This window comes from Agromyces cavernae (assembly GCF_021044935.1).
Taxonomy (GTDB): Bacteria; Actinomycetota; Actinomycetes; order Actinomycetales; family Microbacteriaceae; genus Agromyces; species Agromyces cavernae.
Window position 1 is genome coordinate 233,637 of record NZ_JAJNMP010000001.1, and the last position, 13,878, is coordinate 247,514.

Sequence of the window (13,878 nt, forward strand, 5' to 3'; positions counted from 1 at the left end):
ATCGTCGGTGACGCTGCCGTCGACACGGCGTCCTCGTTGAACTCGCCTCGTCCGACGAACATCGACGACGGCGCTCGTGTTGCCCACTCCCCCGGTGCCGAATCGGTGAATGTCGAGCATCCTCGTGATGAATCACCGCAGACCACCGTCGCGCCCGCGCCCCGGCCATCTGCGCCACTCGAACCGTCAGCGCCGCTCGAGCAGGAGACCTCGGTGGGCACGGCTCACAACGACGCGAGTTCCCCGACCGTTGATGCGAGGCCGGACCGTTCTGCGGAGTCCGTTCCTCACACGACGGGACCAGCGGCAACTGTCACCCGTACTCCGAGCGAAGCGCCCCTCGTGGACGCGGCGCCGGTGCCCACGCCCGCGCCGCCGACGCCTGCGCCCACGCCTGCGCCGACGCCCGCGCCGCCGACGCCTGCGCCCACGCCCGCGGTGAACCAGCCGGCACCGTCACCAGACTTGACTGAATCCACAACCGCCGAAGCCGCCCAAGGCTCGGCAGCACCCACCACCATCGATGTTTCACGTGAAACATTGCTCGACCACGGAGGAACTCCCCTGGCCTACGAACTTGCCGATGAGACCCGTCGGCGCATCGCGCTCGAGGAGGCGGAACTCCCACTCCCCCCGGCGACTCGGGTGCTCACGATCTCGAACCAGAAGGGCGGCGTCGGCAAGACGACGACCGCCGTCAATCTCGCGGCCGCGCTCGCTCGATCGGGTGCAAGAGTCCTCGTCATCGACCTCGACCCGCAGGGAAACGCATCGACCGCGCTCGGTGTCGATCACCGGTCCGAGAAGCAGAGTGTCTACGAGGTGCTCGTCGCGGATCTGCCGCTCGCCGACGTCGTGCAGTTGTCTGCCGAACACGAGCGGCTCGACTGCGTGCCGGCCACGATTCACCTTGCCGGCGCTGAGATCGAGTTGGTCTCGCTCGTGGCGCGCGAACAACGCCTTCGCCGAGCCCTCGACGCCCACCTCGCGACGATGGATCACCCGTACGACTACGTCTTCATCGATTGTCCGCCCTCGCTCGGCCTGCTCACGATCAACGCGTTCGTCGCCGCACGCGAGGTGCTCATCCCCATCCAGTGCGAGTATTACGCGCTCGAGGGTCTCTCGCAGCTGCTGAGCAACATCGAGCTCATCGAGAAGCACCTCAACCCCGAGCTGCGCCTCTCGACGATCCTGCTGACGATGTACGACTCGCGCACCAACCTCGCACAACAGGTTGCACAGGAAGTGCGCGACCACTTCCCCACCCAGACGCTGTCGACGATCATCCCCCGCTCCGTACGAGTGTCGGAAGCGCCTAGCTACGGCCAGAGCGTGATCAGCTACGACTTCGCGTCGAGCGGATCCCTGTCTTATCGAGAGGCAGCAGCCGAGATCGCACACCGCGGCGCTGCAGAACCCCAGGAGTCGAACTGATGGCAACCAAGCGAACCGGACTCGGCCGAGGTATCGGCGCGCTGATCCCGAGCGGCGACGACACCACTCGGTCATCGCGCCCCGTCGATGTCTTCTTCCCCGACGCCGACTCGACGCCCGCGACAGCGATCGCTGCCGTTGAGCAGGCTGCCGCCGCCGAAGGCGGACTGGTCACCGTTCCAGGCGCGCATCTCGCAAGGCTCAACCCGCACGACATCCTGCCGAATGCGCAGCAGCCGCGCAGTGTGTTCGACCCTGAAGACCTCGCGGAACTCGTGCACAGCGTTCGCGAGTTCGGGGTCCTCCAGCCGATTGTCGTCCGACCACACCCCGACCTCCCCGGCAAGTACGAACTCGTCATGGGTGAGCGACGCCTGCGCGCGACCAAGGAGGCCGGCCTCGGGTCGATTCCCGCCGTCATCAAGGACACGGCGAACGAAGACATGCTGCGCGACGCGCTGCTCGAGAACCTGCATCGCTCGCAGCTGAACCCCCTTGAAGAGGCCTCCGCCTACCAGCAACTGCTCGCCGACTTCGGCATCACGCAGGAGGAGCTGGCGAGCCGCATCGGGCGATCACGGCCGCAGATCTCGAACACGTTGCGTTTGCTCAAACTGCCCGAGCCCGTGCAGCTCCGCGTCGCGGCAGGCGTGCTTTCAGCCGGTCATGCACGCGCCATCCTCACAGTCGGCGACCCCGACGAGATGCAGCGGTTCGCCGACAAGATCGTGAACGAGGAACTCTCGGTGCGTGCGGCGGAGTCGCTCGCGACGAAGGAACCGAAGTCGACGCGAGTGAGGCCCGCCGCGGGCAAGCGGCAAGACTTCCTCGATGACCTGGCCACTCGATTGGGAGACCGCCTCAACACCCGGGTGAAGATCGCTCTCGGTGCTCGGAAAGGCCAGATCAGCATTGATTTCGCGACGGTTCAGGATCTGCGGCGCATCCTGACGGACATGGGCGAGGAGCTCGAGGGCGTGTGAGCGCGAACTGCGCACAGGATCGTTCCTGACGAACTGAAATACGCGAGTTCCGACCAGACGAGAACGCCGGGATACGAGAATGCGGGGGCGACGACGTCGCCCCCGCATTCTCGTTCCCCGCCGACTACGCCGCTCGTGAAACAGCGCCCCGAACGAGCTGGTCGTAGAGTGCCGACGCCGTCGAACCCGACGCCTCGATGGCGAGCGGAACGAGCGACGTCTCGGTCAGTCCAGGAAGCACGTTCGCCTCGAGGAACCACGGTCGCCCATCTCGATCGACGATGAAGTCGACGCGCGACAGGTCGCGCAGCCCGAGCGTGCGGTGGGCGAGAACCGCCGCGTCGGAAGCGGCGGCGATCACGGAATCGTCGAGTCGCGACGGCGCGTAGAACGTGGTCTCACCGGCGTTGTACCGAGCCTGGAAGCTGTAGACCCCTGCCGTCGGCTCGATCTCGACTGCGGGCAGGGCCCGAGGACCGTCGCCTGCGTCGATGACGGTCACCGCGATCTCGGTTCCGAAGATGCGCCGCTCGACGATCGCGACGTCGGCGTAGGTGAACGCTTCGACCATGGCCCGCGGAAGCCCGTCGGGGCTCTCGACGATGCTGACGCCCTGCGCCGAGCCACCCGACGCAGGCTTCACCACCAGGTCGCCCTCGAGCCGCTCGCGGACGACCGTGAGCACGCTGGCCGCCCCGAGTTCACGGAACGATTCGTGCGAGAGCACGATCGACTCCGGCACCTCGAGGCCGGCAACGGCGACGAGCGAACTGGCCACGGGCTTCGACCAAGCACAGCGGGCGGCCTCGGCCGTCGAACCGACGGTCGGAATCTGCAGGGCCGCGAGCAGCTCGAGCAGCGATCCGTCTTCACCGCTCGAGCCGTGCAGCGCCGGGAACACGACGTCGGGACGCTCCGAGGCAAGGAACGGCAGGAGCGAGGCATCGGGATCGCGCAGCACGACCCGATGCCCGGCCGCGCTCAGCGCGTCGGCGACGCGGCGGCCGGAACGCAATGACACATCGCGCTCGTGCGAGATCCCGCCAGCGAGAACAACGACGGACAGCGCGTTTGATTCGCTCATGATCAGGGGTTTCTCCACTACTTCAGGTCGGATGGCGCGGATTCGTAGCCGGAGGTCGGCGGGAGCTGCAGCGTTCCCGTGCCGGCGAACGTGTCGAGCAGATCGAGCTCACCGTTCACGACGGTCGCGAGGCGCCGAACGCCGAGGCGGATCGCGTCGGGCGTCGGATAGCAGAATGAGAGCCGCATCGCGTGGCGACCGCGACCGTCGGCGAAGAAGGCCGTTCCGGGGGTGTAGGCGACGAGCTCCTTCACGGCGCGCGGAAGCATCTGCTTCGAATCGAGCACGTCGGGCATGGTGACCCAGACGTAGAATCCGCCGTTCGGGTTCGTCCAGCTGAGTTGGGGCAGGTGCTCCCCCAACGCCTCGATCATCGCGTCCTTGCGCTCGCGGTACACCCCGCGGAACGTGTCGATCTGGCCCTTCCAGTCGGCATTCGCCAGGTACTCGGACACGACGAGCTGGCTGAACGAACTGGGCGAGAGGATCGCCGACTCGGCGGCGAGGATGAGCTTCTCGCGGATCGCATGCGGGGCGAGCGCCCACCCCACGCGGAATCCCGGGGCGAGCGTCTTCGAGAACGATCCGAGGTAGATGACGCCCTCGGGGTCGAGCGCCCGCAGCGCGTCGGGCGCGGGTTCGTCGAAGTGCAGCAGCCCGTAGGGGTTGTCTTCGAGCACGAGGATCTCGTTCGACCGGCAGATCTCGAGGATCTCGGGCCGTCGCTCGGCCGAGAGCGTCACGCCGGCGGGGTTGTGGAAGTTCGGGATCGTGTACAGGAACTTGATGCGTCGGCCCTGTCCGCGCAGGTGCGCGATGGTCTGCCGCAGCGCCTCGGGGATCAGCCCGTGCTCGTCCATCGCGACGTGCACGACATTCGCCTGATACGAGCGGAAGACCCCCATGGCACCGACGTAGGAGGGCGCTTCGGCGAGCACCACGTCACCCGGGTCGAGGAAGAGTTTCGCCACGAGGTCGAGCGCCTGCTGCGACCCGGTCGCCGTGACCACGTTGTCGACCGTCCCCCGGATGCCCTCGAGGGCCATGACGTCGAGGATCTGCTCGCGAAGGGCGGGAATCCCCTGACCAGAGCCGTATTGCAACGCTGTCGGCCCCTGCTCGCTCATCACGCGCTGCATCGACGAGACCACCAGGTCTTGCGGCAGCGCCGAGACGAACGGCATTCCGCCGGCGAGTGAGACCACTTCGGGCCGCGAGGCGACGGCGAAAAGGGCTCGGACTTCGGAGGCGGAGAGCCCGGCGGCTCGCTCGGCGTAGTTCGCGTACCAAGGGTCGAGATTGTTGCCGGTGCGCTGCGGGACGCCGTCAGAAGTCACTGCGATTTCCGTTCTGTGGTGAGTTTCCATGCTAGTTGCTGGGTGGACGACGACGGTTCGGGGCCGTCGTGCTGCGACATCCGCCGATTCTTCGATGACCGAGCCGCGGAGACGCGAAAGACCCGCCCGGCGGGTGCCGGACGGGTCTGGGGTGAAGCGAGACCGCCGACTACGAGATGTAGGCGGCGAGGTCGGCCTCGAGGGCGGGCTTCGGCTTGGCGCCGATGACGGTCTTGACGACCTCGCCCTTCTCGAACACCTTGAACGCCGGGATCGCGGTGATCTGGTACTTCATGGCGAGCCCGGGGTTCTCGTCGACGTTGAGCTTCACGATGTCGAGCTTCTCGGAGTGCTCGGTCGCGATCTGGTCGAGGATCGGGCTGACGGCGCGACAGGGGCCGCACCACTCAGCCCAGAAGTCCACGAGCACAGCCCGGTCATTGTTGAGGACCTCCTGCTCGAAGGTGGCCTCGGTCACTGCACGTGCAGTCATTGCGTTCTCCTTTGGGTGGAATTCGGGTGACCGGCGATTTCCGGTGGTCGGTTGTCGCGTTCCGTCAGTTCGCGACGGCGAACTCGGCTTCGGCGGCTTCAGTCGCGGCGACGGATGCCGCGTCGGCAACGACCTCGTCCTCAGGCGCTTTTGGGAGCGCAGCCAGGTATTGTTCGGCGTCGAGCGCGGCGACGGTGCCCGAGCCCGCGGCGGTGACCGCCTGGCGGTAATGCGGGTCGGTGACGTCGCCGGCCGCGAACACGCCCGGGACGCTCGTCTTCGACGTGCGGCCCTCGACGGCGATGGTGCCCTCAGGGGTGAGCTCGAGCTTGCCGTGCACGAGATGCGTGCGCGGGTCGTTGCCGATCGCGACGAACAGGCCGTCGAGGTCGAGACCGCGCTCATCGCCCGTGACGGTGTCGCGCAGGGTGACACCGGTCACCGCGGTGCTGCCGTGGATCGCCGCGATCTCGGCGTTCCAGATGAACTCGATCTTCTCGTTGTCGAATGCGCGCTGCTGCATGATCTTCGACGCCTTGAGCGAGTCGCGACGGTGGATGACGTAGACCTTGTCGGCGAAGCGGGTGAGGAACGTCGCCTCCTCCATGGCCGAGTCGCCGCCGCCGACGACGGCGATCGTCTTCTGGCGGAAGAAGAAGCCGTCGCACGTGGCGCACCACGAGAGACCGTGGCCCGAAAGGACTTCCTCCTCGGGGAGGCCGAGCTTGCGGTAGGCCGAACCCGTCGCGTAGATCAGCGCCGCGGCCTCGTGGGTCTCCCCGTTGCCGAGCTTCACGCGCTTGACCGGTCCGTCGAGCTCGAGCTCGACGACATCGTCGTAGACGACCTCGGTGCCGAAGCGCTCGGCTTGGGCCTGCAGCTTCGCCATCAGGTCGGGTCCCATGATGCCATCGGGGAACCCGGGGAAGTTCTCGACCTCAGTCGTGTTCATCAGCTCGCCGCCGATCTCGACCGAGCTCGCGATGAGCAGCGGCTTGAGCTCAGCACGAGCGGCATAGATCGCGGCCGTGAAGCCGGCCGGGCCGGAGCCGATGATGATGATGTCGCGCAACGGTATGCTCCCTGTGCTCTCGTAGGTGTGGCATCCGAATCATCCGGATGTCACGCCATGGTCAACACAGTCTAGGCGGCGGCTATTCCGGCGCCCTGCTGTGCGTCGCGAGTGTGACGGATGACTCGTGCCGCGTGTCTGCCCGGGACGACAGGCCGAAACGCTCGGCCGGTGATCAGCCCGGTGATCAGCCTCGGCGCAGCCGGCTCACGAGCGGCTCGGCGAACCCGCGCAGCTCGGGCGACCGGAGGAGCCAGAGGCCGGCGAAGTACAGCGCCGACATCACGACGCCGATCACCGTCATCGAGACGATCGCGCCGACGATGCTCGAGATCGCGTAACCGCCGGGGGTGGTTCCACCGAAGGCGATGAGGAGCGCGACACCGGCTGCGACGGGGAGCACGAGTGCCGCGAGCGAGCGGCCGAATGAGGCGAGGATGGCGCGTCCGTCGAGTCGCTCGATGCGGCGGCGAAGGAGGGCGAGTGCAACGATGAGCTGCACGGTGCCCGCCAGTGTCGTGACCACGGCGATGCCGAACGCGGTCCATTCGCTCGGCAGGGTGAGGCATGCGAGTGCGCCCAATGTGAAGAGCACGACCTGCACGAGGGTGAACACGAACGGCGTTCGGGTGTCGTGGAGGGCGTAGAAGGTGCGTTGCGCGATGAACAGGACGCTGAAGCCGACCAGACCGGCGACATAGGCGATGATCACGTTGCCCATTGCAGACGTCAGGGTGAAGTCGTCGGTGAAGAACGAGGCGAAGGGGTACGCGACGACCATGAGTCCTGCCGCAGCGATCATGATGATGAGGCTTACACCGCGAACGGCGCTCGACATGTCGTACCTCACCCGATCGATCTCGCCGAGTGCGGCGTGCTCGCTCATGCGGGTGAAGTAGGCCGTCGCGATCGAGACGGTGATCACCGAGTGCGGCAGCATGAATATCAGCCATGCGTTCTGCAGCACAGCGACGGAGGCCTGGTCGCTCTGATCGGCCGAGACGCCCGTGACGTTCGTCTCGACGATGCCCGCGAACGTGGTGAGCAGCAGCATCCCGAAGGTCCAGCCGGCGAGCTTGCCGGTATGACGCAGCCCGATTCCCCGCCAGGCGAAGTCGGGCCGGTAGCGAAGGCCCGCACGACGCCAGAAGACGAAGAGGATCAACGCCTGAGAAGCGACGCCGAGCGTCGCGGTGCCCGCGAGCAGGGCGATCATGCCAGATGTCCAGTCCGACGCGGCCCGCGTTCCGCCGGGATCGGCACCGTACGCGAGGATCATCGCGACGAGCCCGAGCAGGGCCACGACGTTGTTCAGCACCGGAACCCAGGTGAACGGGCCGAAGACGCGGCGCGCGTTCAACACCTCACCGAGCAGTGAGTAGAGCCCGTAGAAGAAGATCTGGGGCAGGCACCACCAGGCGAAACCGATTGCGAGAGCCAGGGTGCTCTGCGACATCCGCGTGCCGCCCACGAGGAAGGTGAGCACCGGGGCGAGCGCCGTCGCGAGCACGGTGGCAGCCCCGAGCACCACGATTCCGAGCGTGATGAGCTTGTTGATGTAGGCGGCGCCGCCGTCCTCGTGCGTTGCAGCGCGCACGATGAGCGGGACGATGACCGCGCTGAGCACGCCACCGGCGACCACGACGTAGATGGTGTTCGGCAGTTGGTTCGCGACGGCGAAGGCGTTGGCGCCGGCCCCGGCAGCACCGATGGTCGAGGCGAGCACGATCGCCTTCACGAAACCGAGGATGCGCGAGACGATGGTGCCCGATGCGAGGAAGGCGCTCGCGCGGCCGATGCCGTCAGTCATTCCGCGGCTCGGGGTCGTCGGTGCGGGATCCATCGGTTGCGCCTTCGGGTGTCTCGGGGCCGGCGGAATCCGTATCGGCATCCGCGGGATCGGCCGACGTCGAATTGGATGCCTCGGCCTCGGGTTGCTCGGAATCCGCCGGAGCCGGGTCATCCGTGATCTCGGTCGTTGCGGTCGCCTGGTCGGCGCCGGCGGCCGCCTCGGCACGCTGCCGGCGGCGACGGCGGATGTTGCGCCAGATGCCGAAGCCGAAGAACAGGGCGACGGCGGTCGCGAGGATCGCGGCGCCGAGGCCCTCCCAGTCGGCCTGCACGTTCGCTTCGACGTTCACCGTGCCGCCGATCGGCACACCCGTGGGCGAGGTGAGCGAGACGGCGATCGTGACCTCGCCACGGCCGACGCCCGCCGCGATCGGCACCTGGACCGTGCTTCGCGACTCGGCCCCGACGGTGACCTCGACGCTGTCTTCGACGATGAGCCGGCCGTTGGAGGGGTCGGCCGAGACGATGACCGTGGCGGGGTACGGCAGCGCGTTGAGCACGGTCGTCGGCAACGGCGACTCGCGGGCGACGACCAGCACGCTGCTGCTCGGCACCACCGAGACGGAATCGAGGGTCGCTCGCCGATCGATGAGCCACGTGTTGACCGCGGTATTCCACGCGCCGGTGTCGCCGAGCCACGCGACGTCGAGCAGGGCGAGCAGGTCGCGCCGCACGGGTCCCGTGAGCAGCCGCGGATCTTCGAGCACGGTCGCGAACTCGGCGACCTCGGCCTCGACGGCGATCATGCGCTCGGCGGCGAGGCGGCGCTCGTTGGCTTCCGGCTCGTCGACGAGCGTGCGCGCGACGGGCGGCGCGCCGATCGCGTCGGAGAGGCCGGCCGGGCGCACCCACGCGTTTCCCATCGCCTCGTCGATCGTGTCGGCGACACGGTCGACGTTGGCGTACGCACCGCGATCGAAGGTCGCGAGCATCGTCGCCGGGCGGCCGGAGTCGGCGTCGATGGCGAGTCCGGCGAGCAGCCTGCCGGCGGCGGAGCGCCACTCCGTCTCGGTCGACGCCGTCGAAGCGTCGCGCAGCGACGCCGTCAGTCGCTCATCGGCGACGACCGCCGTGGAGCCCTCGATCGCCGATGCGGCATCGAGGCGGCCGTCGAGCGGAGCGACGTTGCCGGGGGCGACGATCGCGGTCGTGAGTCCGGCGGCGTCGAGGTAGCCGAGGTCGCCGGTGGCGATCGTGTCGTCGGCGGGCCACGCGATATCGGTGCGCGTGTACGGCCAGTCGAGGAGCTCTTCGGTCGTCGGGAGGACGCCGGTGGGATCGGCGGGGTCGGTCGGTTCGGGCGTCGCCTCACCGGTCTCTGGGGCGGTCGGGGTCGGGGTGGGGGTCTCGGCGCCGTCGACGGGCGGCTCGACGTCGGTGAAGGCGTCGGGATCGAGCACGTCGTAGAACGTCGTAGGCGCCAAGAGCGCGGGAAGGTCGAGCTGCGCCTGCAACGCCACATCGGCATCGGCGTAGGAGAGGGGGAACGTCTCGTTCGTGAGGGCGGCGAGCCGGGCCAGCCACTGCGTCGCCGAGGCGGGAGCGGCCGTTCCCAGCACCCGGATCGAGGCGATGATGCGGGGGTCGATGCCGACCGCGACCCGCTTGCCCGCGACCGCGTCGAGCTGTCGATCGAGCAGGCCGAGCGGGGCGGTCCACTCCTCGAGCTGCGCGGCCGTGAAGAGTCCGACCGGTTCGGCGGGAACCGTCAGCGGATACACGATCGCGAGCGAGGTCGGATTCGGAGCCGGCGCGGTCGAGGTCGCGAACGCCTCGCCCGCTGAGGCGACGAGCATGCCGTCGACCACGATCTCGGCGCCGAGGCCGAGTACCGGCCCGTCGTCGGCGTCGCCGAGGGCGTTCGCCGGCACCGTGAACGACACGACCGCGGTCGAGCCCGCCGCGACCGCGCGCGATTCGGCCTCGAGCATCAGCACGCCGTCGCCAGCCGGCTCACCGGCGTCATCGCCCGCGGTGCCCAGCCACGCGTCGAGCTCATCGGTGCCGTCGATCGGGCCTTCTGCACGGGTGAGGCGCACGGTTCCCGACGCGAGCGCCTCCGCGGTCGTGTTCTCGATCTCGACGTTGACGGTCAGCGGCGCACCGGGCGTGACCGTGGTGTCGACCGTGGGCGCGATGTGCAGATCGACGCCTTCGACGTCGGCGGTGGGTTCGGTGAGGCGGGCGGAGTCGACCGGGCCGCCGACGGCGTCGAGCGAGGCTTCGGCGGTGCCACTGGCGTCGGAGACGGCGAGGGCCCCGAGCGGTGCCGCGATGACCGCCACGATCGCGGCGGCCGCGATGCCGACGGCGACACCGCGCCGGCGGCGCGGACCAGCCTCGGTCTCGGGCCCTGCGATCGTGGCCGAACCGGCGGACGAGACATCCGCAATCGGGTCGTCGGTCGCCTGGAGTCGTTCTGCGGGCGCGCGCGCAGGAATCGACTCGTCGGACATGCACGCGATTCTACGGGTTGGGCCCCGTGCATCCGCTCGATGTCCACAGGCGGAGCGGGGCCGGGAGGTCGACGCCGGACGGCTCCACTTAACATGGTGGGCATGCAGAGTGTCGCGGCAGCCCTCGACCGGCTGGGCGAGCTGGCGGCTTCTCCGACCGTGGCGAAGCTCGCCGTCGCATTCGACGCTGCGGGCCACGAACTGGCGCTCGTCGGCGGTCCGGTGCGCGACGCCTTCCTCGGCCGACCGGTCAGCGACCTCGATTTCACGACGGATGCCACTCCCGACGAGATCCTCGCGATCGTGAAGCCCATCGCCGAGGCGCACTGGGACATCGGCCGTGCGTTCGGCACGATCGGCGCGAAGGTCGCGGGCGAGACCGCCGAGATCACCACCTACCGGGCCGACGCCTACGACGGAGATTCGCGCAAGCCCGATGTGGTGTTCGGCTCGTCGCTCGAAGACGACCTCACGCGCCGAGACTTCACCGTGAACTCGCTCGCGCTGCGGCTGCCGAAACTCGAACTCGTCGACCCGTCGGGCGGTGTCGAAGACCTCGTGGCCGGGGTGCTGCGAACCCCCGCCGCACCCGAGCAGTCGTTCGGGGACGACCCGCTGCGCATGCTGCGCGCGGCACGCTTCGCGTCGCAGCTGGGTTTCGAGGTCGAAGACGCCACGCGCATGGCCATCGACGACCTCGCCCCCGCGATCGAGCGCATCTCGGCCGAGCGGGTTCGCGACGAGCTGTCGAAGCTGCTGCTGACCGATGCGCCGCGCCGGGGCATCCGACTGCTCGTCGACTCGGGGCTCGCCGACCTCGTGCTTCCCGAGGTGCCCGCGCTGCGCCTCGAACGCGACGAGCACCACCGCCACAAGGACGTCTACGAGCACTCCATCACCGTGCTCGAGCAGGCGATCGACTACGAGAAGTCGCGCGGCGTGCTCGACTCCCCCGACCTCGTCGTGCGCCTGGCGGCGCTGCTGCACGACATCGGCAAGCCCGCCACGAGGCGGTACGAACCGGGCGGCTCGGTGAGTTTCCACCATCACGACGTCGTCGGCGCGAAGCTCGCCCGCAAGCGCCTGCGCGCGCTGCGGTTCGACAACGACACGATCGCGGCGGTGTCGCGCATCATCGAGCTGCACCTGCGGTTCTTCGGCTACACCGACGGCGCGTGGAGCGACTCGGCCGTGCGGCGCTACGTGCGCGACGCGGGTGAGCAGCTCGAGCGCCTGCACATCGTCTCGCGGGCCGATGTCACCACGCGCAACCGACGCAAGGCCGACCAGCTCGGGTTCGCGTACGACGACCTCGAGGAGCGCATCGCCGTGCTCGCCGAGGAGGAGGAGCTCGCGGCCGTGCGCCCCGAGCTCGACGGACAGCAGATCATGGCGCTGCTGGGTATCGCGCCTGGACCGATCGTCGGTGAGGCGTACCGGTACCTGCTCGAGGTGCGGCTCGACGAGGGACCCATCGGCCCGGATGCCGCGACCGAGCGCCTGCGCGCCTGGTGGGCCGCGCGCGGGGGCGCCGGCGCCGGCGCCTGAGCCCGCACGGCCCTGCCCTCGCCCCCGCCCGCCCTCGCCCCCGCCCGCCCCGCCGGACCCCGCCTTAGCCTTAGCCCTACCCCGCCCCCGCTACCACAACCCGTTGCGGGGTGCTTTCGTGCCAAACTCCGGGCGATTCGGGCGGATTCTGGCGCGAATGCACCCCCGGAGCGTGGGTGTGCAGGTCGGACGCAGGCAGTGGAGTGACGGAGGAGTGGTCCTCCACAAGGATTGGCGCGGGCCAGAACGCTCACAGGCCGGCTTCGGGCGGGCGGGTCGGCACGACGAACGAGGCACCATCGGCTGATGAGCGTTCAGAACGACGACCACCCCGTCGAGCTTCGATTCCGCGCGAACCCAACCTCCCTGCACACGTCGCGGCGCACCACTCATCGCCGCGTGAACGCGGGAACGCTCGTCCGAGTGCGAGCCGGAGCATACGCAGTCCCCGAAGAGCTCGCCGCGGCGAACGCCCGCCGGGGCGAGCTCGCACGAATCGAGGCGGTCGTCGGCACCCGACGCTCTCGAGTCGTGCTCTCGCATGAGGCTGCGGCGGTCGTGTGGGGTATTCCCCGCATCGGTCCGGCACCCGACGCGGTTGAACTGGTCGACGCTCGGTCGACTCGTCCGCGGTCGATGAACGGAGTTCGTTGGCGTCGCACGCCATTCGACGCCGCCGAGGTCGTGGAGCGCAATGGTTTCCTGGTCACCGGGCTCCTCCAGACCCTCACCGACCTCGTCTGCGACCGCGACTTCGTCAATGCGGTTGTCGCATTGGATGCCTCGACCGGGGCGTTCCTGCGGTCGGGGGCCTTCGTGGTCGCCCGCGGGGTTCCCATCGAGCGGGTTACGCAAAGACTCCGGGAGTTCGGGCGTCGCACGGGCGCCCGCGCAGCGCTCCGGGCGATCGAGTTCGCCGACCATCGCGCGGAGTCGCCTGGCGAGTCCTTGAGTCGGGCCCAGATGCACTTGCTCGGGTATCCGCCGCCGGAGCTGCAGGTCGTCTTCGATCGAGCAGATGGGGGCATTGATCGGGTGGACTTTGACTGGCCCGAGTTCGGTGCCTTCGGCGAGTTCGACGGCGACCTCAAGTACCTCGATCCGAGGTATCGAGGCGGGCGAACCCTCGAGCAGGTCATCCTGGACGAAAAGAAGCGCGATCAACGGATCGGCACTCGGCACCGCCGTCGTTCGGCCCATTGGGACTGGAAGGTCGCGATGCGTCCGCGGAGTTTGGCCGGGGTGCTCGATGACCTCGGTCTGCACCGTCGTGCTCGTCCATGAGTACTCCGAGGGTGCTTTCGTGCCGCAAACGGGCATCTTCCGGTGGATTCTGGCACGAAAGCACCCCGGGAAGCGATGGGCTTGGGAGCGCGGGGCGCGAGGGGCGCGCGGGGCGCGCGGCGCGAGGGGCGCGGGAGTGCCGGCGGGCGTGCGGGAGGGCGGAGGCGCGGGTGTGCGGGGGCGCGGGTGTGCGCGTGCCCGCGGGCGTGCGGGGGCGCGGGAGGGCGGGAGGGCGGGGGCGCGGAGCGCCCGCGAATGGCGCCGGGGAGGGACATCCGCTAGGCTGTACCGGTTGCCCGTGTGCCGCGATTGTGCGGCCTCCACGACGCGACG

Annotated in this window: 10 protein-coding genes; 4 read left to right on the forward strand and 6 right to left on the reverse strand. The window is 68.9% G+C overall.

Annotated features, from left to right (window positions below; all coding sequences use genetic code 11):
- The first annotated feature begins 540 nt into the window (after positions 1-540).
- Both LQ757_RS01115 and LQ757_RS01120 read left to right on the forward strand, forming a co-directional pair.
- Positions 541-1,437: a ParA family protein gene (locus tag LQ757_RS01115; RefSeq protein WP_304504425.1), complete on the forward strand. Its 897-nt coding sequence runs from the start codon at positions 541-543 to the stop codon at positions 1,435-1,437.
- Entirely contained in the window at positions 1,437-2,420 is a 984-nt protein-coding gene (locus LQ757_RS01120) for a ParB/RepB/Spo0J family partition protein (protein WP_231045367.1), read from the forward strand. The genes LQ757_RS01115 and LQ757_RS01120 overlap by 1 nt, the downstream gene beginning before the upstream one ends.
- A gap of 124 nt (positions 2,421-2,544) precedes the next feature.
- On the opposite strand, the gene LQ757_RS01125 is transcribed toward LQ757_RS01120, so the two are convergent.
- The 6 genes from LQ757_RS01125 to LQ757_RS01150 form a co-directional block, all read right to left on the reverse strand.
- Positions 2,545-3,504, reverse strand: coding sequence for a D-alanine--D-alanine ligase family protein (locus tag LQ757_RS01125; RefSeq protein WP_231045368.1), 960 nt, complete (start codon positions 3,502-3,504; stop codon positions 2,545-2,547).
- Positions 3,505-3,521: 17 nt separating this feature from the next.
- Positions 3,522-4,841: an aminotransferase-like domain-containing protein gene (locus LQ757_RS01130; RefSeq protein ID WP_231045369.1), complete on the reverse strand. Its 1,320-nt coding sequence runs from the start codon at positions 4,839-4,841 to the stop codon at positions 3,522-3,524.
- 169 nt (positions 4,842-5,010) lie between these two features.
- Complete coding sequence (gene trxA, locus LQ757_RS01135; protein ID WP_231045370.1) at positions 5,011-5,334, reverse strand: thioredoxin; 324 nt, start codon at positions 5,332-5,334, stop codon at positions 5,011-5,013.
- 64 nt (positions 5,335-5,398) lie between these two features.
- Entirely contained in the window at positions 5,399-6,406 is a 1,008-nt protein-coding gene (gene trxB, locus LQ757_RS01140; protein ID WP_231045371.1) for a thioredoxin-disulfide reductase, read from the reverse strand.
- Positions 6,407-6,593: 187 nt separating this feature from the next.
- Entirely contained in the window at positions 6,594-8,249 is a 1,656-nt protein-coding gene (murJ, locus tag LQ757_RS01145; RefSeq protein WP_231045372.1) for a murein biosynthesis integral membrane protein MurJ, read from the reverse strand.
- Positions 8,209-10,713 carry a DUF6049 family protein gene (locus LQ757_RS01150; protein WP_231045373.1) on the reverse strand — a complete coding sequence of 835 codons (2,505 nt, stop codon included), beginning with the start codon at positions 10,711-10,713 and terminating at the stop codon, positions 8,209-8,211. The genes murJ and LQ757_RS01150 overlap by 41 nt, the downstream gene beginning before the upstream one ends.
- A gap of 102 nt (positions 10,714-10,815) precedes the next feature.
- Between LQ757_RS01150 and LQ757_RS01155 the strand changes: the two genes are divergently transcribed.
- On the forward strand, positions 10,816-12,261 hold the full coding sequence (locus tag LQ757_RS01155; RefSeq protein WP_231045374.1) for a CCA tRNA nucleotidyltransferase: 1,446 nt from the start codon (positions 10,816-10,818) through the stop codon (positions 12,259-12,261).
- Positions 12,262-12,567: 306 nt separating this feature from the next.
- A complete protein-coding gene (locus LQ757_RS01160) occupies positions 12,568-13,545 on the forward strand; it encodes a hypothetical protein (protein WP_231045375.1) in 978 nt (325 codons plus the stop codon).
- Positions 13,546-13,878 lie beyond the last annotated feature (333 nt).

Excerpts from the sequence above, each read along its gene's own strand:
- LQ757_RS01120 (WP_231045367.1), top strand. The coding sequence starts at position 1,437 with ATGGCAACCAAGCGAACCGGACTCGGCCGAGGTATCGGCGCGCTGATC.
- LQ757_RS01125 (WP_231045368.1), bottom strand. The coding sequence starts at position 3,504 with ATGAGCGAATCAAACGCGCTGTCCGTCGTTGTTCTCGCTGGCGGGATC.
- trxA (WP_231045370.1), bottom strand. The coding sequence starts at position 5,334 with ATGACTGCACGTGCAGTGACCGAGGCCACCTTCGAGCAGGAGGTCCTC.
- murJ (WP_231045372.1), bottom strand. The coding sequence starts at position 8,249 with ATGGATCCCGCACCGACGACCCCGAGCCGCGGAATGACTGACGGCATC.
- LQ757_RS01150 (WP_231045373.1), bottom strand. The coding sequence starts at position 10,713 with ATGTCCGACGAGTCGATTCCTGCGCGCGCGCCCGCAGAACGACTCCAG.
- LQ757_RS01155 (WP_231045374.1), top strand. The coding sequence starts at position 10,816 with ATGCAGAGTGTCGCGGCAGCCCTCGACCGGCTGGGCGAGCTGGCGGCT.
- LQ757_RS01160 (WP_231045375.1), top strand. The coding sequence starts at position 12,568 with ATGAGCGTTCAGAACGACGACCACCCCGTCGAGCTTCGATTCCGCGCG.